Source organism: Ruegeria intermedia (genome assembly GCF_900129345.1).
GTDB lineage: Bacteria > Pseudomonadota > Alphaproteobacteria > Rhodobacterales > Rhodobacteraceae > Ruegeria > Ruegeria intermedia.
The window spans coordinates 56,248-81,894 of record NZ_FQVK01000019.1 but is presented as its reverse complement, the minus strand read 5'-3'; the positions used below and the strand labels follow the sequence as shown (position 1 = coordinate 81,894).

20 protein-coding genes and 1 tRNA gene are annotated in these 25,647 nt (G+C 63.8%); 4 read left to right on the top strand and 17 right to left on the bottom strand.

Features of this window, described 5'->3' with window-relative positions:
• Nucleotides 1-46 precede the first annotated feature (46 nt).
• A tRNA-Met gene (locus F3H26_RS13830) sits at nt 47-123 on the top strand.
• Between the two features lie 298 nt (nt 124-421).
• The gene (locus F3H26_RS13825) at nt 422-1,816 is read left to right on the top strand and encodes a hypothetical protein (RefSeq protein ID WP_149776607.1); all 1,395 of its coding nucleotides are present in this window, start codon (nt 422-424) and stop codon (nt 1,814-1,816) included.
• Nucleotides 1,817-1,827: 11 nt separating this feature from the next.
• Here F3H26_RS13825 and F3H26_RS13820 read toward each other — a convergent pair whose 3' ends face one another.
• Genes F3H26_RS13820 through F3H26_RS13805 form a run of 4 tightly spaced genes read right to left on the bottom strand, consistent with a single transcriptional unit; the run spans nt 1,828 to nt 5,599 of the window.
• Nucleotides 1,828-2,172 (bottom strand): DUF2190 family protein, encoded by a 345-nt coding sequence (locus F3H26_RS13820; protein WP_149776606.1) that lies wholly within the window; start codon nt 2,170-2,172, stop codon nt 1,828-1,830.
• A gap of 1 nt (nt 2,173) precedes the next feature.
• On the bottom strand, nt 2,174-2,383 hold the full coding sequence (locus tag F3H26_RS13815) for a phage head-tail joining protein (protein WP_149776605.1): 210 nt from the start codon (nt 2,381-2,383) through the stop codon (nt 2,174-2,176).
• Nucleotides 2,383-4,194, bottom strand: coding sequence for a prohead protease/major capsid protein fusion protein (locus F3H26_RS13810; RefSeq protein ID WP_149776604.1), 1,812 nt, complete (start codon nt 4,192-4,194; stop codon nt 2,383-2,385). The genes F3H26_RS13815 and F3H26_RS13810 overlap by 1 nt, the downstream gene beginning before the upstream one ends.
• Nucleotides 4,187-5,599: a phage portal protein gene (locus F3H26_RS13805; protein WP_149776603.1), complete on the bottom strand. Its 1,413-nt coding sequence runs from the start codon at nt 5,597-5,599 to the stop codon at nt 4,187-4,189. The genes F3H26_RS13810 and F3H26_RS13805 overlap by 8 nt, the downstream gene beginning before the upstream one ends.
• Nucleotides 5,600-5,831: 232 nt before the next feature.
• Between F3H26_RS13805 and F3H26_RS13800 the strand changes: the two genes are divergently transcribed.
• Nucleotides 5,832-7,028 carry an AIPR family protein gene (locus F3H26_RS13800; RefSeq protein WP_149776602.1) on the top strand — a complete coding sequence of 399 codons (1,197 nt, stop codon included), beginning with the start codon at nt 5,832-5,834 and terminating at the stop codon, nt 7,026-7,028.
• Between the two features lie 109 nt (nt 7,029-7,137).
• Here F3H26_RS13800 and F3H26_RS13795 read toward each other — a convergent pair whose 3' ends face one another.
• On the bottom strand, nt 7,138-7,773 hold the full coding sequence (locus tag F3H26_RS13795) for an MT-A70 family methyltransferase (RefSeq protein ID WP_149776601.1): 636 nt from the start codon (nt 7,771-7,773) through the stop codon (nt 7,138-7,140).
• A gap of 66 nt (nt 7,774-7,839) precedes the next feature.
• On the opposite strand from F3H26_RS13795, the gene F3H26_RS13790 reads away from it, so the two are divergent.
• A complete protein-coding gene (locus tag F3H26_RS13790; protein ID WP_223162511.1) occupies nt 7,840-9,087 on the top strand; it encodes an HNH endonuclease in 1,248 nt (415 codons plus the stop codon).
• Nucleotides 9,088-9,123: 36 nt separating this feature from the next.
• Here F3H26_RS13790 and F3H26_RS13785 read toward each other — a convergent pair whose 3' ends face one another.
• The 12 genes from F3H26_RS13785 to F3H26_RS13730 all read right to left on the bottom strand — a co-directional run bounded on the left by F3H26_RS13785 (nt 9,124) and on the right by F3H26_RS13730 (nt 25,570).
• Nucleotides 9,124-10,935 carry a phage terminase large subunit family protein gene (locus F3H26_RS13785; protein ID WP_223162510.1) on the bottom strand — a complete coding sequence of 604 codons (1,812 nt, stop codon included), beginning with the start codon at nt 10,933-10,935 and terminating at the stop codon, nt 9,124-9,126.
• Complete coding sequence (locus tag F3H26_RS13780) at nt 10,925-11,434, bottom strand: hypothetical protein (RefSeq protein ID WP_149776600.1); 510 nt, start codon at nt 11,432-11,434, stop codon at nt 10,925-10,927. Before F3H26_RS13780 ends, F3H26_RS13785 begins: the two co-directional genes overlap by 11 nt.
• A 339-nt stretch (nt 11,435-11,773) precedes the next feature.
• Nucleotides 11,774-14,227: a DUF7146 domain-containing protein gene (locus F3H26_RS13775; protein WP_149776599.1), complete on the bottom strand. Its 2,454-nt coding sequence runs from the start codon at nt 14,225-14,227 to the stop codon at nt 11,774-11,776.
• The gene (locus F3H26_RS13770; protein ID WP_149776598.1) at nt 14,224-14,691 is read right to left on the bottom strand and encodes a hypothetical protein; all 468 of its coding nucleotides are present in this window, start codon (nt 14,689-14,691) and stop codon (nt 14,224-14,226) included. The genes F3H26_RS13775 and F3H26_RS13770 overlap by 4 nt, the downstream gene beginning before the upstream one ends.
• Nucleotides 14,684-14,908, bottom strand: coding sequence for a hypothetical protein (locus F3H26_RS13765; RefSeq protein ID WP_149776597.1), 225 nt, complete (start codon nt 14,906-14,908; stop codon nt 14,684-14,686). The genes F3H26_RS13770 and F3H26_RS13765 overlap by 8 nt, the downstream gene beginning before the upstream one ends.
• Nucleotides 14,905-15,186, bottom strand: coding sequence for a transcriptional regulator (locus F3H26_RS13760; RefSeq protein ID WP_223162509.1), 282 nt, complete (start codon nt 15,184-15,186; stop codon nt 14,905-14,907). The genes F3H26_RS13765 and F3H26_RS13760 overlap by 4 nt, the downstream gene beginning before the upstream one ends.
• 115 nt (nt 15,187-15,301) lie before the next feature.
• The gene (locus F3H26_RS13755) at nt 15,302-15,979 is read right to left on the bottom strand and encodes a hypothetical protein (RefSeq protein ID WP_149776596.1); all 678 of its coding nucleotides are present in this window, start codon (nt 15,977-15,979) and stop codon (nt 15,302-15,304) included.
• On the bottom strand, nt 15,976-17,268 hold the full coding sequence (locus F3H26_RS13750; RefSeq protein WP_149776595.1) for a tyrosine-type recombinase/integrase: 1,293 nt from the start codon (nt 17,266-17,268) through the stop codon (nt 15,976-15,978). The genes F3H26_RS13755 and F3H26_RS13750 overlap by 4 nt, the downstream gene beginning before the upstream one ends.
• A gap of 387 nt (nt 17,269-17,655) precedes the next feature.
• On the bottom strand, nt 17,656-18,108 hold the full coding sequence (locus F3H26_RS13745; protein WP_149776594.1) for a hypothetical protein: 453 nt from the start codon (nt 18,106-18,108) through the stop codon (nt 17,656-17,658).
• Nucleotides 18,105-20,822: an ATP-binding domain-containing protein gene (locus tag F3H26_RS13740; RefSeq protein WP_149776593.1), complete on the bottom strand. Its 2,718-nt coding sequence runs from the start codon at nt 20,820-20,822 to the stop codon at nt 18,105-18,107. Before F3H26_RS13740 ends, F3H26_RS13745 begins: the two co-directional genes overlap by 4 nt.
• Nucleotides 20,823-20,918: 96 nt before the next feature.
• Entirely contained in the window at nt 20,919-24,344 is a 3,426-nt protein-coding gene (locus F3H26_RS13735; protein ID WP_149776592.1) for an ATP-binding protein, read from the bottom strand.
• Nucleotides 24,344-25,570: a metallophosphoesterase family protein gene (locus F3H26_RS13730; protein WP_149776591.1), complete on the bottom strand. Its 1,227-nt coding sequence runs from the start codon at nt 25,568-25,570 to the stop codon at nt 24,344-24,346. The genes F3H26_RS13735 and F3H26_RS13730 overlap by 1 nt, the downstream gene beginning before the upstream one ends.
• Between the last annotated feature and the right edge of the window lie 77 nt (nt 25,571-25,647).

The following is a 25,647-nucleotide window of genomic DNA, read 5'->3' as shown; positions in this document are numbered from 1 at the left end:
AGGCCAATAAAGTCAAAGCCAAAAAAGGGCCAAGACAAACAATCGTCGCGGGGTGGAGCAGCCAGGTAGCTCGTCAGGCTCATAACCTGAAGGTCGCAGGTTCAAATCCTGCCCCCGCAACCAAATACCTAAGAGAATACAGTCACTTAAGAGCCTCCCGCGCGGGAGGCCTTTTGCGTTTCAAGCCCGTGTCAATACTGTGTCAACAAAACGCTGGCGGCCCGTGTCAGCAAATGGCGCCGAGTCGCGCCCTACTCTCCACTTGATCGGGGCGCCGGCGAGCCTGTGTAAGCCACTTACTGCGAAACCACGCCATTCGCGTTCCCGGATTGACTGCCGACCGCGGATTCACGATCCTTCCCATATGCTTCCCTTCTCGACCGAGTTCCCCGTAATCCCCAGCAACAATCGGGCTGCCTTCGTGGCGGAAGTGCTCGCCTGGATTCGCGGTATGCAGCATCAGACCGTGCTTTCGAGTAAGTCTGAGGCAGAGCTTGACGGTGCCAATGTGCACATTCGCTCGAATACCGGCGAAGAACTCCGCATGCGGGAGTTGCGGACCGACGATGGCTGGACTGCCATCGGCATTCGACATGATCTTCCCGATGATCTCGGGCGTGTGTGGCGAACGGAGTGCGTCCTGAAGCGTGGCGCAGCAGAGGGCGGGCAGGATCTGGTTCGCGTTCGCACCCAGTGCATTGCTGCGACGCCGGGCGCACGATTGGACACTCCGAGGAAACCGTACCTGATCAAAGCGCTCTTAAAGAACGGTTGGGGAGGCAGGGACCAGCAGTTCAACGTCACCGACCAGCCTGTTTGGATTGAGAACAACGATGCAGGCCTCGCATTAGCGAAGTCCGTGACCCTGGGCGAAGCCGCGAAATGGCTTCCATCCGTCTATGTGTCTGCGACCGGGGTATCTTCTTGGCTGCTCAGCCAGCGGGAAATTGAGAAACTGGCCTACGACCTCGGCGGGGTCGCCCATGTCGTTGTCGAACCAGATCGAGCGTTCTCATTTCTTCTCCGCGACAAAACGGAGGGTCGCAACGCCTACGGGGGAACGGTTGGGTTGTCAGTGCCCGGACAGGGTATCGTCAGGCGATACTATCTCGGGTGGCAGATCGAAGACGGCAAAGAGCTGGCTGCCGCGATTGTGGCAGCGACGTCGAACTTGCGAAGTCAGATGCCAGCCTTCGGGTGGGACTGGACCGAGCTCCAGGAGCAGGCTCTCCGTGTTCAGCGCGAGCGTGAGAAGGATAGCCTGACCGAAGCCGAATGGAACCGGCTGCATCAGGAGCAGGTGGACAACCTGCAGGAAAAAATCCGCGAGCTTGAGCAGCAGCTTAGCGCAAGTCCGGCTGCGAGCGTCGGTACGGATGAAGCCGATTTCTCCACCGACAATCTCGTCAAGAGGGTCGGTCCGGAGATTTATCCCGGCGAGATATCGGACAGACTCCGATTTGCGGCGAAAACGACCTTGTCAGTCGCTGAACAGATCGGGCTTGATGCCAGATCAAAGGCAATTCTTCTGCGTATTGTCGAACGCCTACCCGCATCGCCCGCGCTTGCCGAACTCTCGAAGGACCTTGAGCGAGCGACGAAAGACCGCAAGAGGGTTGCCAGTGAGCTGACTGCGCTCCTCGCCCGACACGGTTATTCGGAGAAGTCCGACAACAAGCACATTCGGCTTGAAGCGAACAAGGGCTTTGATGGCTTGGATGCCATCACGCTTCCGAAGACCCCGAGCGAGAACAGGGGGCTCAAGAATCTTCGGAAGCAGATCGCGCGCGCACTCGGCATTACCAAGCTCGGCTGATTGAGCGATTCTTATGCAGCCGCCGTCGCGATCCCATCCAGCCGTACGGCGACGCTGGTGATGCCGTTCCCAGCCGCCTCGACAGCCACGCCGATGGGGAAGCGTCCGGCCGCCGGAGTGGCCACCTCCTTGGCCGTGTTGTCCCACGCCACACGCGCGCCAACGGTCAGCACTGCGGCGCTGGCTTTCGGCAGCTGGAACACTCCGGTGGTGGCGAGCTCGACCGGGTCGCCCTCGGCCGCGGACCAGGCGGCGACGCCGAAGATGCTGCCGACGATCAGCGCGTCGCCCGAGGCGATACCGCCCGCTGGCGTCGTGACGCGGACGATGTGGCCGTTCTGGAGGTAGTTCTTCATCTCAGAGCCCTTTCGAGGATTGGATGCGGACGACCGAGATGCGCTCGGTCGCCCCGGCGATCTGCCGGTTGAGATCCGCGAGCGCGGCGGCCATTTCGCCGTCGCTTGCGTAGGTGATGCGCTTGCCGTCGTATTCGACGGTGCGGACGCCCTGGTAGCGCGCGGCCATCAGGGCGTCGCGCCAGGCGGTGAGCTGGGCGAGGTCGGCCATCACGCGCCTGCGTTCATGAACCAGCCCCGATGGTCGATGAACCCGGCTCCGAAATCGAGGATCACCCGGATCTCGACCCCGTCCACGTCCCAGCCCGAGCGGCTTTCCACCTGCGGGCCCTCCGCGCCGGAGAGATAAGCGAACTCCAGCCCGTCGATCTCGCCGGGGTCTGCGGTGACATACCAGCGGGTGGCTGAGGACAGGCGCGGCTCCACCACCAGCGACAGCGAACCCGAGAACGGGTTCACATCGGCCGCCGTCGCGGGTGCGATGCTCGCCAGCCATTTCTCGGCGGTGGTCTCGAGCGCGGGAGGCACCAGCAGGTTTTTCGGCGTCACGCGGATCGTGCGGTCCTCGATGCCCTTCTGGGTGCGGAGCGCCAACCGGGCGGCCGACAGCGTCGCGTCGGAGATCGCCGCGCCGGTGCCCGCCTTGTTGCCGTGATCGGCGTGGAACAGGGTCTTGCCGTCCGACATGGTCGGGCCGTTGCCGCTCCCCGCTTCCAGGAGGGTCACGAGGATGCGCGCTTCGGTCTCTGCCGCGGCCTGGCCCATGCGGCGGGCGAGATCCGCGAAGGCGCCGAGGTCGTCGTTGACCAGTAACTGTCGGGTGATGCCGATCTTCCGCGCCCAGGTCTCGACCTTGTATGCCTCGCGCGCCTCGGCCATCGTGCCGGCCTTGATCTCGCCGTGCTCGTTCAGCTTCTCCAGCAGCGGCGCCTCGCCCAGCATGATCTTGTTCACCGCCCGGAAGTCCCGCGCCGTGGTCTGTCGGCCGAGGCGGCGGATACCCGACGGGGCGGCCTGGTAGGCGTCGCGGAGCACCCGGCCCACCGTGTCCCCGAGGATGATCGGGAAATCGGAGGTGGTGTGCAGCGCGCGGGTCACGAGGCTCGCGGGCGACAGCGCCATGGTGGTCTCGCCGCGGAGCGTCAGCAGTTCCTTCGCCATGTCCACCGGGGTCGCATAGGCGTAACGCCGGGCAGGCTCGGAAAGCTCATGGCGCGGGTTGATCCGGGCGTAGAGGGCTTCGCCCATCTGCCGGGCGCGCAGGGCGGGATCGTCCTGGCTCTCGCCCATCTCGACGCGGACCTGCTCTGTGCGGATCGCGGGCGCGGACCGCTTCGCCAGCGCCTCGAAGGCGGCGCGGCGGGCGGTGTCGGGATCGGCGCCGCCGTCGATCTGGCCGTCGATCCACGACTGGTCCAGCCCGGCGATGCGGGCAATGGAGCGGATTTCGGCATTCGCCTCGGCGCGGGACTCGGTGATCGGCGCCGTGTCGGCAGCCTCTCGGGTGGTCTTGTCGGTCATCTCTGTCTCCATGCGAATGTGGGCGCCGGGGTCGGCGGGCGTCGGCACTAGAGAAATCTCGTGGGGCGTCCAGCGCACGGCCGTCAGCACGCGCGCGCCGTTCTCGGTGGTCTCGGTCCACGTCTCGACCGAGTAGCCGACCGAGACGTGCCGCAGGATGCCCGCCAGCACGTCCTGCCAGACCGGCTCCACCTCGGGCCGGGCCGAGAACTGGATGAGCGCCGTGCCGCGCTTGCCGTCCACGGCGGCGCTACGAACGGAACCCAGCACGTCGCGGACGGCGGTCTGGCGATGTGCGTCCAGCACGCTGGCGCCTTCCAGGCGTGAGAGGTCCACGGCATCGGGTGCAAGGCTGAGCCGCTCGATGTATGGACCCGCCATGTCGCGGCGGCGCACGGGCGCGCCGGTGGACCAGACCACCTCGACGGTGCGGGCCTCGGGATCGGCCGTGGCGGGCGCCAGCGTGGCGCGGCGGGTGAGCAGTTCCATCGTGTCAGCCATCGGCGGCCTCCTTCTGCTGTGGCGACGCCGTCTGACCGAAGGCAAGCCCCAGCCCCTCCGCGCGCTCGCGGTCCGCGGCGATCTCGGCATCCACCTGCTCGGCGTCATAGCCGCGCTCGGAGATCGCCTGGGACCGGCTCTTGAGCCCCGCGCCGATCGCCATGATCTCGGCCTGCACGTCCTTCATCGGATCGACGTAGTCGAACTTCGGCGGCAGCCATTCGCAGCCGAGATAGGCGTCCGGGTTCCGGTCGAAGTCCCGCGCAGGCAGCTCGCCGGTCAGCACCGCCAGCCGCACGAACCGCTCCCAGACCGGGCGGCAGAACTGGTGGACGACCACGTTGTGCTGAAGCTGCTCGACGCGGCGCCTGAACTCGATCAGCCCGGCGCGGATCGAGGAATAGGTGACGCCCTCCAGGTCACCCGATACCAGCTCGTAGGGCAGGCCCAGCCCGGAGGCGATGGCGCGCAGGTGGTTCTTCACGAAGGGCGCGTAGGCGTCATGCTCGGTCGGGTTGGAAAAGCGGATGTCCGTGCCGGGCGGCAGCGGGATCAGGCTGCCCGGCTCCATGCCCACGGTCAGCGCGCCGCCGGTGTTGGTGCCCGAGAGCCCGCCCGCGGTGCCGTCGGGATCGGTGATGAAGCCGGTGAACAGCGCCGCGACCTTGGCCTTCACCAGCGCGGCGTCCTCGAACTGGTCGAGCTCGTGCAGCCGCAGCAGGACCGGCGCGAGCCAGGTGATCCCGCGCAACTGGCCCGCGGCGAGGGGCTTGAAAAGGTGCAGACAATCGGCGGCGGGGACGCGGAGCGGGTCTGTGTGGAGAGCCCCGAGAGGGTCGCCCGGGCGGGAGGACAATACCCGATAGGCGACCCGGCGACCGGCGGCATCGAACTCGATGCCCGCCCTGATCCGCGCCCCGCCGCCGATCTCGCGGTGCAGGTCCATGGGAACCTGGTCGCGATCCAGAAGCTCGAGGTGGAGGGGAATGGTGGCGGCGTCGCTCGCCACGCGCAGCCGGGCGAAGCTCTCGCCGCTCTCGACCATCGCGCGCACCGCCATGGCCTGCAGCCCGTAGAAATCCGCCAGACCGTCCGGGGCGGCGTGATCGGTCCAGCGCAGCCAGAGCGCCTGCAGCCGCTCGCGCACCGCCCGGTCGGAATGGGTGGACTGCGGCTTGATCCCGGCGCCGACGACATTGCCGACGAGGCTGTCCACCGCCGCCGCGACCCACGGGTTGTTCCGCGCATACCACCCGGCCCGCCGCGCCGCCGTGGTCGCGCCTGCCAGGATCGCCGCGTTCAGCCCGTCAACCGTCCGCGCCCCCTCCCAACGTCGCCCGCCACCCGCAGCGTCGAAGCCGCGAGCGCGCGCGAGGCCGAGAAGGCGATGGAGGAAGGTCCGCATGGGCGGCAGAATCGCCCGAAACGCTCCCTCAAGCTATTGGGAATGTTTGGGAATCAATGCGGCTTCTCTCGCGAACGCCTAGCCTCGCAGATAGTGTGCGGTGAACGAAAGTTGCTTGTGGGGCTTGTGCAGCGAAATGGTTCAGCCTATCTTTCCCTTGCTTTCGTGAGCGTCATGCGCAGTCGTGCATCGACGGGATCCGCGGGGCATATGAAACTGAAGGAGAGCCAACATGGCTTACGACAACCCGTCGGCGGGGTCGACGACTTTTACCCTCCATTACAATTCGATCAAGAACCTGACCTCCCCCGAGGAAAAGGCCAATGGCGTTCAGACTTGGTTCGCGAACGTCAGCGCCCGCGAGGTGACCAAGCTTGGTACGCAGGACAACCTGCGGACCTACATCGCCGAGCACAAGGACTCGAAACGCAACGCCGTCCACAAGGAAATTGAGGCTACGATCCTTGAGCAGCCGGATCGGTTCATCAACCGGAATTCCGGTGTGACGATCACCTGCACCGACTGCAAGATCGACGACTCGAAGCGGATGGCGCATCTGACGAACGCCAGCATCATCAATGGCGCGCAGACCCAAGGTGAACTGAAGCGGTATTTCGCCAGTCTCGAAGACGACGATAACACCGACTTCCCGGTCCGCGCCGAGATCATCATGGAGCCTCAGCACGAGCAGATCGTGGAAGTTGCTATCGCCCGCAACACGGCCACGTCGGTGAAGAGCGTTTCTCAGGCCGGTGCGCGCGGTTATCTTGACGATCTCCGCGCGGCAATCGAAGCCGGGTTGCCAGGTGAGACTCTTCAGATGAACGAGACCGACACAGAGGGACTGTCCGCGCAGGCGGTTCTGCAGTGGTGCCGGACACTGATGCCGGCAGAGCTCGAGGCGTCGGGCACGAAAGCTCACAACATGCCCTACAAGCAGGCGGGTAAGTGCTTGAAGGAATTCGGGGAATGGGCGCAGTCGCGCAAGACTGATCCCGAAGCGAAGAAGCGGTATGACTTCACAGTTCAGATCGCTGTGGCGGCGATCAAGGAGTACCGCAACTGGGAGACGCATCCCGCCTGGAACGGTCATCATCTGCACGAGAAGAGCAAGAGCCCCAACGGCGGCGCACCCAAGGGTGGGCGCCCCGTTCGGCGTGGCCCTGACGGCAAGATCATCTGGGTCGCGCCTGGTCTGCTCTTCCCGATCATGTCTGCGCTGTCGGCTTTCGTCGTACAGAAGGACGGGAAGTGGACCATTGAGAAGCCCAGCCTTTTCGATGCTGACCAGATGATCGACCGTGCAGTGAAGCAGTATCGTGCCTTGGACCGGCAGGTCGCCTACATGGGCCGTAGCGAAGCTGCATACGATGCGCTCAGCATCTACACCGACACCATTGCTTCGGTCATGAAGTCTCAGTCAGCGTAAGAAAAACCGCTACGCAGCGACCCGGACGTCGGGTCGCTGCCCCTGTTCGATCATCGCGATGTCGGATGGCCAATTGAAGCGACGCCTTCGAGGGCGCCTATCGGCAAGTTCACTCAGCCGCACTTGCAGTCACACGGCTATGGTGTGCGTACGTGTCCCAAGTGATCTCGTAATTCTCGGCTTGATTGCCCCAGCCCGTCCAACCTTTTCGAGTGTCACGTGCGAACATCTCAAGAAAAGGTCCTCGACTGCATGCCTCGATCACGTCGTAGAGTTCATCCGGCTTCCGGCTATGCTCGCGCTTCTGGGACGCAATGAGATTCACCTGCCTCCGTCCGGGGGCTAGTGTTCGCGCGTTTTTTCCCCGCACCCCAAACAGCACAAGCTCCGTGACATTTCGAAAGTAGAAGCCCACTCCTCGGCCATCTGATCCGCCGTCCTTTCGAATCTTGTGCCAGACAATGTTCGACTTGTATTCGAAGCCCCATGCGCGGAGTACTTCGATGCCTTCTGGAAGCAGCGCATTCGGCACCCAGAGATAGAGGTGAGCCGGTTCCTGAACTATCTCAGCAACGGGCAGAGCCTTGATCTCTGGCAGACTCATGGTCCCGTACCTCGACAGCCGTCGATGCTCCGGTGCCATCTTGCCAGTCCGGTTTGTGAACCGCCACGGCGGGTCAGCCAGGATGGTCTGGAATTTGCGCCCGTTCGCTGTTGCGAGAAGTTCTTGGGAAGGATTGACCATTGTGCCCCTGCTCATTTTCCGTTTCTATATGTGCTAAAGGTTAAGCATCTCTGAGGCAAGATATAGATGGTGAAGCACGCTCCGGGCAGCTTCTCGAAGAACTTTGCGTGGCATGGAACCGGGCTGCGCAAGCTTCACATCGTCATACGTGCCGGGTTTCAGGACACGCTGGCCACTGTTCCGCGCGACCGGTTTCGTGAAGACTCTGGGCTGGACGCCTCACTAAGCCTCATTCCGGTCAACTTTTTTCTGCACAACAAAGCGGGCCGCATGTCAGTCGACGAGTTGGTCTTCCAAGCGATCGAGCGACCCCACTCAATTCGGTTCGATAGACTTGCCCTCTTTGCGCTGCACCTCAACCGGGTAGGAACCGGTCAGAGGGTTGTGAGTCGTCCGGCCATGTGGGCCAATGAGTTCGTCCGGGAGCGATTGTGGCAGTCTGGCGTTTGGCGCTCCTCCGCGCTATCCGACGCCTCTCTCGACCCCTTCATCACGGACCGGATGGACGCCCAGTTGGACGTGCGAGTGAAGTGCCGCAACAACTACCGCCATCTCTATGAATTATGCGAGTTTTGGCCGACGTCACTGCCAGTGATTAACGCTCAGGCCGAGCAGTGGATAGCCTCTGCACTGTTTCTGGCCTGGGATCGACACATCCTTGACGGTGGACCTTCTGACAGAGCGAGCCTCGTTGACCTCATAGACTCGGACGAGCTTTACAAGCTCTTGGGGGTAACCCGAGGGTTTGCCTTGGCTCAGGCGGGTGACCTGGCAGATCTCTACGGCTCCGTCGGCGGCATCGAACGCTTCCGTGAGGCAAAGACTGCTCTTACGCCGACAACCCCGCCGCCGCCGAAGCCAGCACCTGAGATCCCGGAGGAGGAAGGCCTCGAGTGGCTAGAGCAAGAGGAGTCAGATGAGGTCGTCGAGCGGCGGACCGTCGAACGGCAGGAGCAGAAGCGAAATCGAAAAAAGGCCGCGGCTCTAAAGCAGCATTATGACAATACATGCCAATTTTGTGGAACTAAACTTCAAATTTCTGAGGATCGGTATTACTCGGAGGCCGCCCATATCAAGGGCCTGGGTGAGCCGCATAGTGGCCCCGATAAGGCAAGTAATATGCTAGTTCTGTGCCCCAATCATCATCTGCAATTTGACCGTGGAATCCTGAGAATTAAAAAGGTTGGGGGAGACTACGTAATCCGATCAAAGGCGATGGGTGATCCGTTGAATGGGCAAAAAATCACCCTGACCCATTCGCTCGACGATGTTTGCGTGAATTACCACTACAGGTGGTTCGGCTCGAAGCGATAGTTGGTGGTGGAGTTCGCTGGCTAACGCAGAGGTGGGTCAGCGCCGTAGCCACGCCGACCGGATCACCCCCGCAGCCGCCGCATCCGTCGGCGTCGGCGTGACCGCAACCCCTTCCACCTCCTCGTTCAGCCTGAGGCCCATGCTGATGAGCCCGTGCAGGGCGGCGTGGGCGTAGACGAAGGTGTCGAGGGCCTCGTTGCGCTCGCCGTCGCGCTTGGGTTGCCAGGAGCGGATAGGGCGGCCGCGCTCGAAGCGGGTGACGACGCGCTCGGCGGTCAGCTGGCGGAAATAGTCGGCGTCGAGGCGACGGGGGAAGTGGATCGCGCCGGGGCCGGGCTCGGTGAGGCGCAGGCGGGCGTAGACGGAGTCCTTCACCGCGTCCACGCCGACGATAAAGAGCGGGATCTTGCCCTTGTTCGTGCGCGTCGGGCGGCGCGGCCAGACGGGGATCCCGGGTCCGCCGCGGCCCTTGATCGCCCAGATGCGGCGCGCGAGGCGGGTGCGGCAGAACTCGTAGGCCATCTTGGTGTGGTGGCCGCCGGTGTCGATGGCGGCGGCGCGCACCGGCAGGTCGAGCCCCGCGGGATGCGGGAACGTCGCCTGCAGCACCATGTCGAGGTCGGCCCAGAGGCGCGGGCCTGACGGGTCGCCCCAGAGCACGCGGTAGTCGATCACCCAAGCCTCCTCGTCGCGGCCCCAGCCGAGGATCTGCACCTCGATCCGGTCGCCCTGCACATCGACGCCGGCAGTCAGCACGGCGACGGAGGCGGGCAGAGCCTCGCCCCAGTCCTCGCGGCGGGCCATCAGCGGGTCGGCCGGAACGGTGTCGCCCGCCTGGTCCTCCCAAGACTCGCCCAGCTTGGTGTTGACCCAGACCTGAAGGCGGGCGGGATCCTTGCGAACGCGGCCGTGTTCGGCGGCGATCTCGGCCCAGGTCTCCCACGGGGAATAGAGCGCGGAGAGGTGGAAGCCTGTAGTGCGGCCGTCGCCCTCGGCGGTCGCGCGCCATTCACCCGCAGCCAGCAGGCGGGGCTTCTCGTGCTCGTGATGGATGCCACCGCAGGCCTCGCAGACCAGATGCGCCTGGTCGCGCCGCCCCTCGGGCCAGCGGATGCGCGCCCAGGTGATCGGGGCCATGTCGCCGCAATGCAGGCAGGGGACGTGGTACAAGCGCCGGTCGCTCTGCTCGAAGGCCGCCTCGATGCGGGAGTGGCCCTTCAGCGTGGGCGTGGAGACCATGTAGATCTTGCGCCGCCCGCGGAAGGTCGCGGTGCGCTGGATGGCTAGATCGACGGGATCGCCCTCGCCGTCGGCGTCGCCGGGATAGCCGTCCACCTCATCGAGAAAGAGATAACGCACCGGTGTCGAGCGCAGGCCGACGGCCGAGTTGGCGCCGGTCATCACCAGCTGGCCGCCGGGGAAGGACTTGCGGAACAGGCTGTTCCCGGCGTCGCGGGAGCGGGGCGAGGCGACCAGATCACGCAGCGCGGGCGTGGCCTCGATCAGCGGGTCGATGCGGACGGTGGTGTTCCGGCGCACCATGTCGAGCGACGGCATGACCAGCATGGCGATGCCGGGCGCGTTCTGGATGATGTAGCCGAGCCAGTTCAGTCCGGCCTCCGAACCGCCGGTCTGCGCGCCCTTCATCAGCACGACGCGCTCGTAGGGGCTGGCGGTCGAGAGTGCGTCCATCACCTCGCGCAGATAGGGCGTGCGGTCCGTGCGCCAGCGGCCAGGCTCGGCCGAGGTCGGAGGCAGGATGCGGTGCCGGTCGGCCCAGTCCGAGACAGGGACCGGCGGTTCGGGGCGGATGCCGCGCCGCCAGGCGAGGTCGATGTCAGGCACCATCGCCAAAGCTCCCCAGCGGAAGGTCGGCCAGGTGTTCGAGATGCTCCCGCATCATCCGGTCGAGCGCGGCGAAGGTGGCGCGGGGGTCGGCGCCGAGTTCGGCTGCCAGCAGGGGTGCCGTCCGTTGCACCCACGCCAGATGCGCGTCGCGTTCGGCACGGGCGCGCGCGAATACCGTCCGCCGCGCCTCGTCGGCGTCGATCAGCTTGCCCTGCTCGCGCTCGAAGGCCAGCCGGGCGCGCTGGACCTTGACGATCTCGTGCAGCCGCTTGGCCTCGGCCAGCGTGGCGGTGCGGGTCGTCGCCGTGGGCGCACCGCCCTTGTAGCGCCGGCCCGGATCGAGGTTCGTCTCGATCCAGGCGAGCCCCTCGGCCACGTCGATGCGTCCGTCCGAGCGCACCGGCAGCCCCTCGGCCACCAGCTGCGAGATGCGCCCTTTGGTCAGCCCGACGCGGGCGGCGAAGGCGGTCTTGGTCTCATGTCTGTCGAGTTTAGTCATTTCTGCCCCCTGACGCTGGCGACGCAATGCGCTGCGCGTCCCCGCATGACATTCGGCGCAGGAGGAACCGCGGATTTCCCGATCCTTCCGGCTTGACCGCACCTCGGGAGGGCGGGCTCGGCCCTCTGAGTGACGCGACGGTGACGCAGGAATGACGGGGTTTCGCGCGCAAGTCCTTGAAAGTGTTGAGATGACGCACCTCCCCCGCCATCCTTTTCTATAGGGGGGAACGGGATGATGATTGGGGAGAGGGATTTCCCCCTTATCAAAAAGGTTGAAGCCAAGTGCGTCATCTCAACACTCTCAATGGGTTAGGGGTCAAAAAGCCGCTTTGGTGCGTCATCGGTGCGTCATCGTGAGGCCGACGAAGAACCGCGCCTTGCTCGTACGCTTGTACTGGATGCCGGCCACGCGGGCCTGGACGCGCTGCACGAAGCCGTTGATGGCGGGCAGCTTCTCGGGCTTGTAGCCTTCCCCAAGCGCCCAGTTATGGAAGTGCAGGTGCGCATCGCGGGTGGTGACGAGCGGCCCGCCATTGACGATTGGAACGACGTTCACGCAGGCGTCGATCCACGCGGCGACGGGATCCTCGCTGAGCACCCATTCCAGCAGTTCCCTGTTGCAGCATTCGGGAATGGCGAAATTGCGTTGGCGGATCAAACGCGATGCGCCCTCCACCGCCCACGCCAGCAGGAGGTCTGCCTCCTCGGCCGCGATGCGCTTGCCGATATCCTCGATGCGCTCCTCGAGCGGGATCGAGCGCGTGAAGGTGATCAGCAGCAGACGCCGCTGCACGCCCCGGTCCACCCCGCCCTTGAAGCTGGGCAGCTGGTTCGCGGCGAACAGGTTCTGTGCCATGGAGCGGAACTCGACCCGGCTCTTGTAGACGTCGCGCCCCTCGATGGGATCGCCGGTGACGACCGCCTTGAAGGTGTCGGATGCGATGGCTTCGGGTGACAGCTCGTCCGAGGCGTTGAGCAGCTTGCCCACCAGCCCGATGACATGCCGCTCGTCGCCCATCTTCGAGGCGGGGACCGAGCAGATCGCGCTTTCGGGCAGGAGACCGCGGGCGAGTTCAAGCACCTGGCTCTTGCCATTCTCGGCAGTCTTGCCATGCAGAACCACCGCGCGCGGCTGCATCAGCCGGGTGGCGTAGCCCAGCGCCGCCGCGCCGCAGACCTCCGCGAGCAGCGCGCATTTCGCCTCGGCGTCCGGGTCGTCCTTGAAGCTGCCGGTGAGCAGCCTGGCCAGCAGCGAGCCCACCGGGGGTGCGCCGCAAGCGCCCGGCTGCCAATGGCCCGGCAGCGTGTGGCGGCAGCGATGCTCACGGTGATGCGGCTCAAGGCGCGGCGTCCCCTCCGCATCGAAGCGGATGAAACCCGAGGCGCAGTTGATGCCGGAGGGCGGCGTGTCGAAATATCCCGGCTCGGCGCAGAGCGCGGCACATTCGTTCAGGATCGAGTCGACACGACCCTTGGTCAGCTTGACGTTCGAGGGCTCGCCGGCAGGCGTCTGGAACCCCGCGCCGTCATAGGCGTGGACAGGCAGGCGCAGTTCGTGGTCGGGGATCGCCTCCCAATGGCTGCCACCGTAGCGCCAGAACGCGCCCTCGGTATGAACTATGCGCCCGAAACGCTCGGTCAGGTCCTCCCGCACGCGCCGTGCGATCTCCACATCCGAGCCGATGGAGAGGCGCTTGCGTTCGATGTCGGCCTCCTCCGGGCGGAAGCGTTCGGCGGCCACGATGCGCTCGCGCACGGCCTCTTCGCCTTCCTGGACCAGCACATCGTTGAAGTCCTGTTCTTCGGGCGGGGTGGCGATCAGCACAGTCGCGCCACGATGCACGAGGTTGCTGGCGGCGCGCACGATCTGGCCTTCGGCCTTGCTGCCGGGCAAGTCGCCGTCGCGGGCGATGATGACCGCTGCGTTCGCGGGCACAGGCGCGCGGCCGATGTTCGAGATGCCGAGGCAGGCCCAGGTTTCCTGTCCCGTCGCCTGCCAGGCCGAAAGCGCGGTTTCGACCCCCTCGCAGAGGATCAGCGGCTCGCGCCCCGGCAGCCGAACGGCGGATCGTTCCGCCCAGCCATCCACGGCCTTGTTGGTGCGCTTGACCACCCTGAGCGGGGCCTTTCGCCCCTCGGCCGTCAGATAGACCTGCTGGATCGCCAGCACCTCGCCCGCCTCATCGGTGGCGAGCGCGACCATCGCGCCGAACTGGCCGTAGGCGTTCCGGCGATAGCGGATGCAGTCGGGCGGCGTTGCGGTGATGCCCCTATGGCGCAGGTAGGCTTCCGCTGGCGTCGAGACAATCGGCTCGGCGCCGCGCACGATTTCGGCTACCTTCGCGGCGCGTTCCTCAGGCGTCGGTGCCTTGGCCCTTGCCGCGCCCGAGGCGGAACGGGCGGGCGCGGGGGTCGGTGTCGTCGTCCAGGATGGACCGGCGTGGGCTTCGCCCAGCCAGCACCGCGCCCAGTCCCACGCCGCCTTGTCGTCCAGGCGCAGCCGATAGCCGATCAGCTCTAGCCCCGCGCCCCCGGCGCCGTGCTCGTGGTCATACCAGCGGCCCCTGTTCGCGCCGTCGATTTCCACGGCGACGCTGCCCTTGGCGCCGAAGCGCAGGGTCTGCGCGCTGGAAAGTTCCCGGTTCGGCTCGCCCAGCAACTCGCGCGCGAGATCCGCGATACGGTCGTTCAGCATGTCGGCCAGTTGGGCGACGGACATGCGCGTGTTGGTCGGTGCGCGCGAGCCGGGCTGCGTGCCGTTGAAGTCGAGAGGATCGCCCTGCGCCGTCATTGCTGTGGCCCTTTCACGGTGCAGAGAAGGATCGGCATTTCCGGGCAGACCGCCTGCACGCGATTGGTCCAGGCGATCTCCTGCTCGGGCCGGGTCTCGATGATCAGCCCGTTGCGCTGCGCCATCGCCATCATCGCGATGCTCGAATAGGCCTCGGGCGGCGGGGCGCAGGAAATGATGGCGACGCCGTCAGCCATGCCAATCAGCCGGTCGAGCGCCTTTCCGTCATACTGATCGGGGCCAAGAGCGCAGTCGGTGTCATCGCCCACCATGACGATGAACGGCCGCTGCAGCAGCTTGATGCCGCGATGGAGCCCGGTCGCGCGCTGGGGGATCACCAGGAAGCCGACACCGTGATCGCGGATCGCGTGGACGATGGGCAGCAGATGTTCGGCCTCCGCGGCGACCTTGGCTTCCAGCTGCTCGAGGATCGAGCCGGTGAACTGGATGGGCGTGTCAGGCATGGGCGTTGCCCTCCTGCAGGGCGATCCAGTCCATCAGCGTGGAGCGGCGCGTGGCGATGCGGTGGCCCAGCCGGAAATGCGGCAGCGGTCGCTTGGCGCGGGTGCAGAGGTAGTAGACGCGACGCTGAAACCGGAATTCGTCGGAGTCGTAGATGAAGCGGGCGATCTCGGCGGCGCCCACCATCAGGTCGGCCGCAAGCGTGGTGGGCGCGGTCATCGGCCCCTCCCGGCGCGCGGGGCGCTCGGCTTGCGGTCTGCGGCCTGTTCGCGGGCGAGGAGCCACTCTCGGACGGCCTCGATGCGGTAGTAGACGCGCCGGCCGATCACGACATAGGGCGGGGACTGGCGCAGCTGGCGGTCGCGCTGGCAGGTGCGCAGGCTGACCCCGCGTCGGGCGGCGTATTCCTCCTCCGAGATGAAGCCGTCGAGGAAATCGGTGGGCGGGGCGACGGAGGCGGCGTTCTCGGCGCCTCCGGATGCAAGGGGTCGGGTCATCGGCGTCTCCTTCGTGCCAGGCGACGCAACGCGCCGCCGATGCCCGAGAGATGCCGACGTTCAGGCCCCCGAAAAACCGCCCCGAAAATGGCCCCGAGACGAAAATTTCAGGGGATCACGCAGTCCTTTGACGAACTGCGCGCCACGTCCCGCGAAGGTTGTTCTCGATGGTCTTGGGCGTGGGACAATCCCGCCGCGGATAGGTCTCGCGATACCACGCCTGCAGCGCGCGAGCTTCGGCTGCGAGACTTTCGGCGATCTCGCCCGCATCTACGCGCCGCTGAAACTCGATCCGGATGATGTCGATTCCCTTCTTCGGACGCCCGGGTGTTCCGGTCGGCATGTGGTCGTCGGCATCGGGCGGCAGGATATGGATGTCGTGCACGATGTTGGCGCCGACGCTGGCCTGCCCCTTGCGGACATTGGTGATGCGCAGTTGCCGCCACGCGGGCGCCGGGATCGCATGCCATGGGCCGAAGGGCGGGTTCTCCTGGCCGAAGGCGGTGAGTTCCCCTGCCTCCAGCTTCGCCTTCATCGTCGCGAGCATGCGGTTCCAGACGCGGTGCAGATCGGCCCGCGCGGATCGCGTCCGGTTGGCGGCTTGGCGAGAGGCCTGAACGGCCTCCCACTCCCGCACCGACATGCTGAGGTAGCTCGGCCGCTTCGGCGCGTTGTTGCGCGCCTCCGTCGCGCGGGCGTGCTCCTCCCACATTTCGGCGGGCAGGAATTCCTTCATGGCTTCGGACAGCGGGATTGCTTCGGGCGGGGGCCCATAGGGCTTCTGATCGGTCATTTCTGCTCTGCCTCTTTCGCGTTGAACTCCTCTGGCGACCGCTGCAACACGAAGGCGCCCACCGTCTCGGCAGCCTTGCGCAGCGGATCGTCGAACAGATGGGCGTATCGCTGGGTGGTCTGGACCTGCGTATGGCCTAGCATCTGGCCGATCAAGGGCAGCGACGCGCCCGCCGACACGAGGATGCTGGCGAAGGAATGGCGGATGTCGTGGATCCGCACATCCGGCTTGAATCTTGTTTTCGGGTTGCCGTTCCGGTCGAGGACCGGCTTGCCCTTCGCATCCAGCACCGGCACCTCCGCGCCGAGCCCCGCCCTGCGGCAGACCGAGACCCATGTGCGCTTGATCTCGGTGAGCGGCTTGCCGGTCGGGCCGGGGAAGACGTAGGGGCTGGGCGGCGTGCCCTCGGCTTCGGCCTTCGCCTTGGCGGCGGCCTTCATCTCGACCAGCAGTTGCAAGGCCGGACGCGAGAGCGGCACGCGATGCAGCTTGCGCTGCTTGGTATGCGCCGAGGGCTTGGTCCAGACGCCGTTCTCGAGGTCGAACATCTCCCATGTCGCGCCCAGCACCTCGCCGCGCCGCGCGCCGGTCAGCATAAGCAGTTTGATCGCGTTCGCGGACATGGGCTCGGAATGCTCGTTCAGCGCCTGCGCCAGCGCGGCGATCTCGGTGCGGTTCAGATAGCGGTTCCGCTTTTCTTCTGGATTGCGGCGCACGCCGGAGGCCGGATTGTCGTCGCGCCACTTCCAGCGGATCGCGAGGTTGAACGCCTTGCGCAGCACCTCGATGGTGCGGTTCGCGCGCACCGGCGTTCCTCGGATCTCGGTGATGTCACGGTGGAGCGCGTCCACATCCTCATGGGTGATCTGCGCGACCTTCATCTTGCCAAAGCGCGGCAGGATGATCTTTTCCCACATCATGCGCTCGTCGGCCTGACTGCGCTCGGCCTTCTTGGGCAGATGCTCGCTAGCGTAGCGTTCCCACATCTCCTGCACCGTCGGTGCCTCGCGCTGCGCCTGTCGCTCGCCCATCGGATCGCGACCGAGATCGACCTCGCGTTTCATGTCCTTCGCGGTCTGGCGCGCGGCGGCCACCGTCCAGTCCGGCCAAGCGCCGATGGTGATCCGGCGCTGCCGCCCCTCCGCGCGGTAGTCCAGGATGAAGGACTTGGCCCCACCCTTCGTTATCCGCAGCGCGAACCCCTTCACCTCCGAGTCCCAAAGCATGGTCTGCCCGCGCACGGGCGGCAGGGCCTTTCGGGCGGCGGCTTCGGTCAGTTTCTCCGGCATCTCGGCGCTCCCTCATGTCAACACTGTGTCAACACATCTTGTGGCTGTTTTTGTCGTTCGCTGGCGGCGAGTAACAGGCGGTCGCGCCGGATAGCTTCGAAAAAACAGTGCTCTAGGAGACTACGCCGGAAAATACGTCAACAATCAAGGGTCTAGATATTGTTGGAAATCTGGCTCATAACCTGAAGGTCGTAGGTTCAAATCCTACCCCCGCAACCAAATAACAACGCGTTATCAAACGCTTACGCGCCGCCCTCCGGGGCGGCGTTTGCGTTCGCACGCCACGTGGAAGCACTGTGGAAGCAGGAGGGGCCGAAGTCCTTCATATCGCCGCGTGAAGCGGCGTCCTAGGAGGGCGTCGCTTCGATGAGGGAGGCAGATGAAGGATCAGTCCTTCTTCCGGAGATATAACCCGGGAAGATCGAGTTCTCCGAGGTTTTTCCTTGCGTCGCTGATCGCCCATCTAGCCACTTTTCGCCGATAACTGTGATCGACAACAATCACGCTTTCAAATGCACGCTGTAGTACCGAATCTTCTGGCGGTGCTTCGCTCACATGAATGCAGTCCGGCAGACGTGCCTCACCGACCTTGACGCCGCGTCGATACACTCGTGCGCTTAAATGTGTGAGCATGGCATCGCCGCGATCGACAGCGTCGATCACTACCTTGTCGTGTGCCCATGGATCGATGAAGCCAGGCTCGTACGCTTCACAAACAACCTCGAAATCCTTGGTCTTGAAGCTCCACAACAATTCGAACTGCAAGTCACGTCCCTTCTCATGTAATGCTTGGATCGGCGTCGTATCCCACCACTGGACCATGGAATTTGGGTGGCTCATATCGACCAATCCTCACTGAAGTGATGCGACAGAGGCGCAATCTGCCTTGGCACATTGCCCTTGAATGTCACCCCCAGATAGGTTGCAGCGCGGGTTGCCCCGACATAGAGGTACTTTGAGAATAGGTCTGGATGCTTGGAGACCGTTTGATCGAGGTCGACAAAAAAGACGGCTTCAAACTCCAAGCCTTTGATGTGCCGAATGTTGAATACTCGTACATCCCGGTCGTTGCCGACAACCTTTCCATCCTTACAGGCGACAGCAGAAAGGTTGATCTCTTCCAGCCGATCGTTGAGTTCCAGAGCCAGCGGTTCCACCTGCTCTTCCTCATTCACCAAAACGGCAATCGTCGTGGCCTTCTGAACCATTCGATCGATCTCGTGAATACGCTTGGTTAGCCATTCTGCGACGGCAGAGTTGTCGCCGAGGCTTGCATGCCACACTGGGGGCAATCCCTCAGCATCGAGGCGGTCGGGCAGGATAATGTCATCTGCCTGAGAGCCGCCGATGGTGGCAATTTGCTTTGCAAGATCAACAAGGCGTCGGCTTTGGCGGTATGAAACTGTAATAGATCTGCGTTCGATATTCTCGCCTATCCAGTTCAGCGCTTCATTCGATTTGAGGCCCCAAGAAGTCAGTCGTTGATTTATGTCCCCACAAAGAAAGAGAGAGCCGGTCAATGGATGCGCGAGCTCGTTCATGCAAGCGAGCTGTACCCGCGAAAAGTCGGTTGCCTCATCGACGAGAACCTGTGCCCTTTGAATGTATAGCATGGATGCGAGTGGCCCTGCTGCTGGAAGTTCCAGCCCGGTTCGGCTCCGATAGTTGCTCAACAGCTCGTTGGCGATCTGGAGCGTTGCCAGGATCACAAGGTCGAGCTCTTGCCAGTGGATATCCGACGCCTTGGCGGGCGTCGCCTCGTACCAGCGCTCTGCCTTCGCCATTTCGCTGCGGAAGCGCTTGTATCTTGTCGGGAGCCCACGAAGGAAAAGCCGTTCAAGGCGCTCGAACCTTCTCAGTCGTGACTGTTCGACTAACAGCTTCCCAAGCTCAGAAATCTCGTTATCGGCTGGGATGCGTTCCGGACCCAGCCACTCGAGAAGCAAGCCATCTTGAGATTTCTCCGAGACGCGACGTCGCGCCCGCCGGGCCTTTGCCAAAGATTTCAAGGCACGTTCAAAACGCACCAAGGCTTGCTGCCGGCTTACCGGGCGACCGGCTTGCGGCGCACTGGCCTGTTCATCTTCGTCCTCCAGCGCGGCTTCGAGTTCGTCATCCTCGTCCGCTTCTTGCGGATCTGCGGCGAGCTGCCGGGAGATTTCTTGGCGAAGGAGGTCGGGAAAGTTGCGATCGGCATGAGTGAGAGCGTTGCGCGCTCGTGTGAGAATGCGGTTGATTGCGTCGGTTCGCGAGGAAATTGCCTCCCGGATTTCGGGAATAAGTCCAGCGACGCTCCGCATCGTATGCGCATAGAAATCACGCCCAGGCCTCTTGAATGCTTCCCCCAACAAATCCCCAATTACGCTCAGATCCGGTGCGTCACTCTTCGCCAAGAGATCTGCATCTGCGCGCAGTTCGTCCGCAACTGAGGCGTCGACGTACTCACGAAATTCATCGTACCATTGAGCCTCGTCCAGCACTTCTGGCTTGAGGTAGTCCTGCGTACGTCGTTCGACGAACGGACCAGTTCCCGCGCTCGTTCGAAGCAAGCCAAGCTCTTCGCGCGCCAGCTCACGGCGAAACTCGTCCCAAGTCCGGATGTGCCCGTCACTTGCGGCCAAACCTTCCTTGTTGAACGCTTCTTTTACGTACTGCCGAAGCAGCTCGGTTGGAGAGAACAGAATCCAGCTGCTCTCATGCGGCCTGCCTGTTTCTTCCTCCACTTGTCGGATGAGTCGCATCTCTTCCCCGGACTCTTCAAGGGCCTGCCGATCCGTCTTCTGGCCGAGGCGCCGGATGAGTGTTGTGGTTTTTCCTGTTCCTGGTGGTCCGGAGAGGAAGCAGCGACTGTTGATGGGCATCCGAAAGATCTCGTCCTGGTGCCGATCAAGGATCGGCTGATCACGCAGGCCCATTTGCGTGAGGATCGCGCGGCGCACGCCCTCTACGATGTTCGCGTCAGTTTCGTCGTCCCAAAGCGCCTCGAGGTCGCCCACTTCGATGTCGGCGCTCGGTTCCAGTAGCTCACGCAGCGACCCAACGGTGAACCGCCCGAGGCCCCGTATGTCGATCTCCGAGTCCTTAGCGTCCCACTGTCCTTGCTCGCGTTGTGGCTTGAGGCGCGCAGAGCTATCGACCAGAAGGTCTCGCTCGGTGCTGCCGAAGCGAAATGTGCCTTCATCGCCAGCTGCCAGGGATGCGATGCGACCCAGTGGCGCCCTATAGCTCGCAATCTTGAAGCCGGGTATTGAACGGGGAGTGCCGCGAGTGATGAAGATGGTGTCTTCTTCATCGTTCTCGTCGATGAAGTGTATGCGGGCGATGACAGGCTGCTCGATCAGCGCAGCAAGGGCATCCATTTCAGCATCTGCGACCTTCCCGAGACGGCTCACCTGCTGCGGACTGTTGAGTGTATTGATGCTTGCAAATGCACTGGCATCGCTCCTCCGGTGCGATGTCCGCGCCGCCTCTGCGTCAGCGGCCACCTTTTCAATGCATGTGAGCGAGTCTCTCGCGATGTCGGCAAGGACTGACTCCTTATTGTTTATGTTCATCTCCCTGTCCGCCTATCTCGAATTGTGACCTGCCGCACGATAAGAGCGCTGCAAGGTCGTGGTGTAATTGGTGCGAGCAATAAATTGCTTCCACGATTAAAGTTGATGAATTTTTGGCTGCGCATCACACACATCCCTCGCAATTTCGACAACATGCCGGTGATGAGTCAGATAGATCGCTTGACCGCTCCGGCCGATCCGCTCCATGAGACGGCAGGCGGCACGCGTTCGATCCTCATCGAAGGTCTCAAAGACATCGTCGCAGAAGAAGGGGAGCTGAACGCCCTGCGCTACCATTTGTTCATAGGCCGCGGCGCGCAGCGCCAGATAGAGTTGGAACCTCGTCCCCTTCGACATGTCACCGATCTGCTTGGGGGTGCCGTTCGCATCGACCGCCAACAAGACTTCAGCCGCACCGTCCGGTTGCGTCAGCAGCTTCTGGTAGGCGCCATTCGTGAGCTCCGCAAAGGCGCGCTCTGTGGATGCCATCATGTCGCTCCGATGCCTATCGCGATAGCGGCGGATGGCCTCTTCGGCGAGGCGTAGACCGAAGTCCAACTCCAGATAGTCAAGAACCGCCTCTTCGATCTGAATCTGCAACGTGGCGCGCCGTTCGACCAGGTCGGCGATCTCTGCGCCGCCGGTAACACTGCCGAGGTCCCGCTCGGCATTGGCTCGGGCCACGGTGGCGGTGGACATCCGCTCTTCTGCGAGGTTGAGATCGGTATCTAGGGACTTCGCTTTCGCCTCGAGCGTTGTAGCGGTTTCATCGGCAAGTAGCTGGCGGGCTTCCTCCAATTTCCTCAGAGATAGGTCGTCGAGGATCTGCCGTTCGAGCTCGGCGACCCGTTCTCTTTTTGCGATGACGTCAAGGCCTTTGCCCACAGCGACCCGAAGGGCGTCGATTGTGCTGGTGTCCACCGTCTCCGGGAACACCGCACCAAGTTCCGCGACTTTCCTGTCGATGTCTTCGAGCTTCGCCTCGAGTTCAGTTCGCCGTTTTTCACCATCTTCAAGCTTAGTGCCGAGCTTCTCGTGCTGTGACTTGTCAGCCTGCGCTTGCTCTGCGAGCTCCCGCAGGCGCCGGAATGTCTCGAGAGGGTCGCTCTCCCCGATGCCGAAACGTGCACCAAGGGCGCCAGAGGCTTCCGTGAACCGGCGTTGATCGTCCTTCATCGTGTTAACCTGACGTTCGGCTTGTCGCCGCTTCTCGTTGTGTTCGCGTAGTTCGCGCAGCTGCCCGAGACCGGCGGCAAGTTGGTCGGGTGAAAGCATCTCGCCGAAAAGTTCGTGTATTTTTGCGCTCCAGGCTGCAGCAGTCCTCTCGGCGGTGTCCTCAAGGACTCCCTGTTCGCCTTGCCGGCGTTCGAGATCCTCCTCGAGGGCGGTGGTCTTGTCTGAGGCCGCCCGCACCTCTTCCTGGTGGCGCCGTTCGTTTTCGGCAAGACGCCGCGCGGCAAGCAACGCTGCATCCAATGTCGGGGTCTCCAAAGCGACGAGGGGCGTGAGCGCCTGACGAAGCTGCTCTGCCCGATCCAGCGTCTCCCGGTGGTGTTCGACAAGCCTGTTCCGTTGCCGCTCAGCGGCTATGGCTTTGCTGTGTAGCGCAACCCAGTCCGAAAAAGCTGAAGGGGAAAGCGCCGGAAGTCCGATCTGCGAACATAGACCGTGGACTTGGCTCTCGAGCTCTCGTGCCAGTTCGGCGAGCCCATCGTGCTGTTCCCGAGCCGTCGTCGCGCGTGCTTCCGCGTCCGCCAGATCCTGCAGGAGCTTTCGCAGTTCGCCGAGCTCGCTCGCGTGGGCGAGACGCGCGGCGTTGATGTCGTCCACCGTTTTCATCGACGGTGCAAAGCTGTCCGCGCTCTCTGATGTCAGGGTTTCACGATGTGCTTGCCAAAGGGCGTCACGTCGGGCCCGCGCCGCCTGTTCCTCTTCGTCGCTCGCAATCCTGGCGTCTTCCGAGAGCCGGGTGGTTTTCGCCTTCACGGCGGCGATGTCCTCGTCCAAACGCTCCAACCTGTCGTCAAAGCGTCCGAGCTTCTCCGCCAGATCGGCGTGGCGTTGGGCAGTGTCTGCTGCTGTCGATGGATCGACCGGGCAGACCGGGAGGGCGCTGAAGGTGCATGCACCGATGGAAAGCGAGTCGAGCGCCTGCTCCAGCGCCGTGTCGGCGGACCCGATGGCTTGTTTCGCCGTGGCGACTTCTGGTGCCAGGGCATCGGCGTCGAACCGCTTGAGCAGATCCACCAAACCCATCTGCGGCGGAGCTTCCTGCAATGATTGATGTGCCTTCCGGGCCTGCTCGATTCGGGTCTGCAAGCCTGCGATCTCGCGTTGCTCGGTCTCCCAAGCCGCGGCGGCGTCTCGCATCTTGTCACGCAGGTCTTCAAGTATGGCAATTTCTCCCGGAGACGCGACAAGTGCGGTGACATCGCAATCTTCGGGTGCCCCCAGATCCCGGGCGATGCGTGCCATGTCCGAAAGAGCCTCCTCATGGGCCCGTTCGCGTCTGGGAAGGTCCAAGACCGCCGTTTGCATCCGGCTGCGCAGTTCGTCGAGATCGTCCAGCTGCTCGGCTAGGGCGAGGCGGTCTGCGTCGATCACCAGCGCCACGCGCGCCTTTTCAGCCCCGTCAAGTTCGTCCAGCAGCCGCCGCAACTCGGCATCCGCCTGCCCCCGGTCGGTCCTCATCGTGACCAGATCTTCGGGATTGATGTCGATCCGCTCGGGATAGTCGGCGCAGTCGGCGATCTCGTCCGCAACGCGGTCAAGCTCGCCCAGATTGGGCAGAGCCCGGCGCAGCGCAGCGATGCGGGCCTGTTCGGCGCGAAGCTCGTCCCTTGCGCGCCGAGCTTGCCCCTCTTCATCCCTGGCGGCCTGAAGCGCATCCTTCAGCTTTCGCCATGCGTGGGCGCTGACATCGAGGTTACGGATGTTGGTCTCCACCTCACTTAGGTCGCGCTTCAGTTCCGCGACCCGAGTGGTGCTGGCGCGCTTCTTGTAGAGGTCGCTTGCCTCGGCCCGCGCCTGTTCGAGAACGGCATTGAGGTCCGCGACACCAGCCGCCGCGGAGAATAGTAATCGGCCGATATCGCCTCGCGCGCTGGCAATGTCCTCACCGCCTTTTTCGATGGTGTCGTCGTCGAGGCAAAGCAGACTGCGGTAGTCGTCGAGCGAAAGTCCGCCGAGGTGCGAGGCGATCGCGGTCTCGGGCAGGGCCGCGTCGGCCTCTCCCCTGAGGTTGCCGCTGCGGGAAGGCAGTCGCGTGAACATACGGGTTTCGCCTCCGATGTCGAGCAGACCGGAGACCCGAAGATTCTGTCGCTGGTGCTGGAACCCGTAGGGCTCCCGATGGGGAAAGCCGTAGAGAAGACGCAGGTAGGCTTCCATTGTTGTGGTTTTGCCGGCTTCGTTCGAGCCGTAGATCACATGGAAATCCGAAGCCTGACCGGCTTTTCCGAAATCGAGGACCTTGCCCGTGAAGTGACCAAAAAAGTCGAGAGAGAGCCGCTCGATCCGCATCAGGGCGTGGCTCCCTTCATTCGCGCAAGGATCCGCTCCGCGCCGGCTTCTGCGAGACGCCGCGCAAGTTGCTCCATTGCCGGTTCATCAGGCAACAGCTCGGCACGCCGCTGCGGCGCCAACTCCTGCAGAATGCCTTCGATTTCAGCACGGCAGGTCTTGGAAAACCCGGGTTCCTCGCGGATGGTCTTCATGATCCCGGCCAACTCGTCCGTGGCGGTGTGCCCGCGCTCCGCAGTGTCGGTCATGTCAAACACGACCTTGTCCAGCCAAAGCGTGCCCGTCTCCCGCGCATATTGTGCCGCGGTCTCTTTCCAGACGTCCTGATCACGCAGGATCTGCCAACGACGGCGCGTGCGACCGGTAAGCTCCAAGCGAACCACGGCGCTTTCCGACACCAGGTTTCGCGCCGTGTCTCGCAGGGTCCGCTTTACCATATCGCGCAGCGCGTCGTCGCTGTCGGTATCCGTGGCGTCGATCCGGAGGTGCAGGAACTCGACGGCCGAGGTCGGCACTTCTTCGATCTCGATTGCCTTGTCGATGGTCAACAGCGTGGCGGATTTCGGACCGGGCTCGCCCATATCGCGTCCCTGTGGCGTTCCGGGCATCACGATCCATGGCGCCTTGGAGTGGACTTGCCGGCGGTGAACATGCCCGAGCGCCCAGTAATCGAAGCCAGCAGCAGTCAGTTCACCGACCGTGCAGGGTGCGTAGGGATCGTGGCCCTCTGCGCCCGCGAGGGAGGTATGCAGCATCGCGATGTTGACCGCGCCTGCGACCGGCGCCGGGAACCTTGGCAGCAGACTTTCCGGGGCATGACGGTTGGCGAAGCTAACGCCGTGGATCCAGACGTTCTCCGCGAGCTGCACCTTGCCGCCGCGCCCGTCAAAGACATGAACGTTATCAGGCAAGGTCAACTCGCCGGTGAGAGGGTTCTCGGCGTCGTGGTTGCCCTTGATATAAAATGCGCGGATCCCGCGTTCACGCAGGCGCTCCAGTTGCAGCGTCAGGAAGGCGGCAGTCCGCGCGCTACGCTCTGCCCCGTCGAACAGATCGCCTGCAATCAGCAGGGCGGCTACTTCCTCGGCAAGCGCGGTGTCGACGATCCTGGTTAGCGCGGTTCGGCTCGATGTCCGGACCCGATCCCTCAGCTCGGGGTCGCGCAGCGCTAGGGACCTCAACGGGGAGTCGAGGTGAACGTCGGCCGTGTGAAGGATCCTGATCATTTAGTTGCTCCCGGCTCCGAACGTAACATCCCGCTTCACGGTTGATCCCCTTGTGGATAAGGAGTAACAACTCGCAA

Bases quoted from the DNA above. Each gene is read 5' to 3' on its own strand.
- F3H26_RS13745 (WP_149776594.1), bottom strand. From the start codon at position 18,108: ATGAGCCACCCAAATTCCATGGTCCAGTGGTGGGATACGACGCCGATC.
- F3H26_RS13765 (WP_149776597.1), bottom strand. From the start codon at position 14,908: ATGACCGCGCCCACCACGCTTGCGGCCGACCTGATGGTGGGCGCCGCC.
- F3H26_RS13820 (WP_149776606.1), bottom strand. From the start codon at position 2,172: ATGAAGAACTACCTCCAGAACGGCCACATCGTCCGCGTCACGACGCCA.
- F3H26_RS13805 (WP_149776603.1), bottom strand. From the start codon at position 5,599: ATGCGGACCTTCCTCCATCGCCTTCTCGGCCTCGCGCGCGCTCGCGGC.
- F3H26_RS13775 (WP_149776599.1), bottom strand. From the start codon at position 14,227: ATGACGGCGCAGGGCGATCCTCTCGACTTCAACGGCACGCAGCCCGGC.
- F3H26_RS13730 (WP_149776591.1), bottom strand. From the start codon at position 25,570: ATGATCAGGATCCTTCACACGGCCGACGTTCACCTCGACTCCCCGTTG.
- F3H26_RS13755 (WP_149776596.1), bottom strand. From the start codon at position 15,979: ATGACCGATCAGAAGCCCTATGGGCCCCCGCCCGAAGCAATCCCGCTG.
- F3H26_RS13790 (WP_223162511.1), top strand. From the start codon at position 7,840: ATGGTGAAGCACGCTCCGGGCAGCTTCTCGAAGAACTTTGCGTGGCAT.
- F3H26_RS13810 (WP_149776604.1), bottom strand. From the start codon at position 4,194: ATGGCTGACACGATGGAACTGCTCACCCGCCGCGCCACGCTGGCGCCC.
- F3H26_RS13750 (WP_149776595.1), bottom strand. From the start codon at position 17,268: ATGCCGGAGAAACTGACCGAAGCCGCCGCCCGAAAGGCCCTGCCGCCC.
- F3H26_RS13785 (WP_223162510.1), bottom strand. From the start codon at position 10,935: ATGGTGCCTGACATCGACCTCGCCTGGCGGCGCGGCATCCGCCCCGAA.
- F3H26_RS13800 (WP_149776602.1), top strand. From the start codon at position 5,832: ATGGCTTACGACAACCCGTCGGCGGGGTCGACGACTTTTACCCTCCAT.
- F3H26_RS13795 (WP_149776601.1), bottom strand. From the start codon at position 7,773: ATGGTCAATCCTTCCCAAGAACTTCTCGCAACAGCGAACGGGCGCAAA.
- F3H26_RS13740 (WP_149776593.1), bottom strand. From the start codon at position 20,822: ATGAACATAAACAATAAGGAGTCAGTCCTTGCCGACATCGCGAGAGAC.
- F3H26_RS13815 (WP_149776605.1), bottom strand. From the start codon at position 2,383: ATGGCCGACCTCGCCCAGCTCACCGCCTGGCGCGACGCCCTGATGGCC.
- F3H26_RS13760 (WP_223162509.1), bottom strand. From the start codon at position 15,186: ATGACCCGACCCCTTGCATCCGGAGGCGCCGAGAACGCCGCCTCCGTC.
- F3H26_RS13735 (WP_149776592.1), bottom strand. From the start codon at position 24,344: ATGCGGATCGAGCGGCTCTCTCTCGACTTTTTTGGTCACTTCACGGGC.
- F3H26_RS13780 (WP_149776600.1), bottom strand. From the start codon at position 11,434: ATGACTAAACTCGACAGACATGAGACCAAGACCGCCTTCGCCGCCCGC.
- F3H26_RS13770 (WP_149776598.1), bottom strand. From the start codon at position 14,691: ATGCCTGACACGCCCATCCAGTTCACCGGCTCGATCCTCGAGCAGCTG.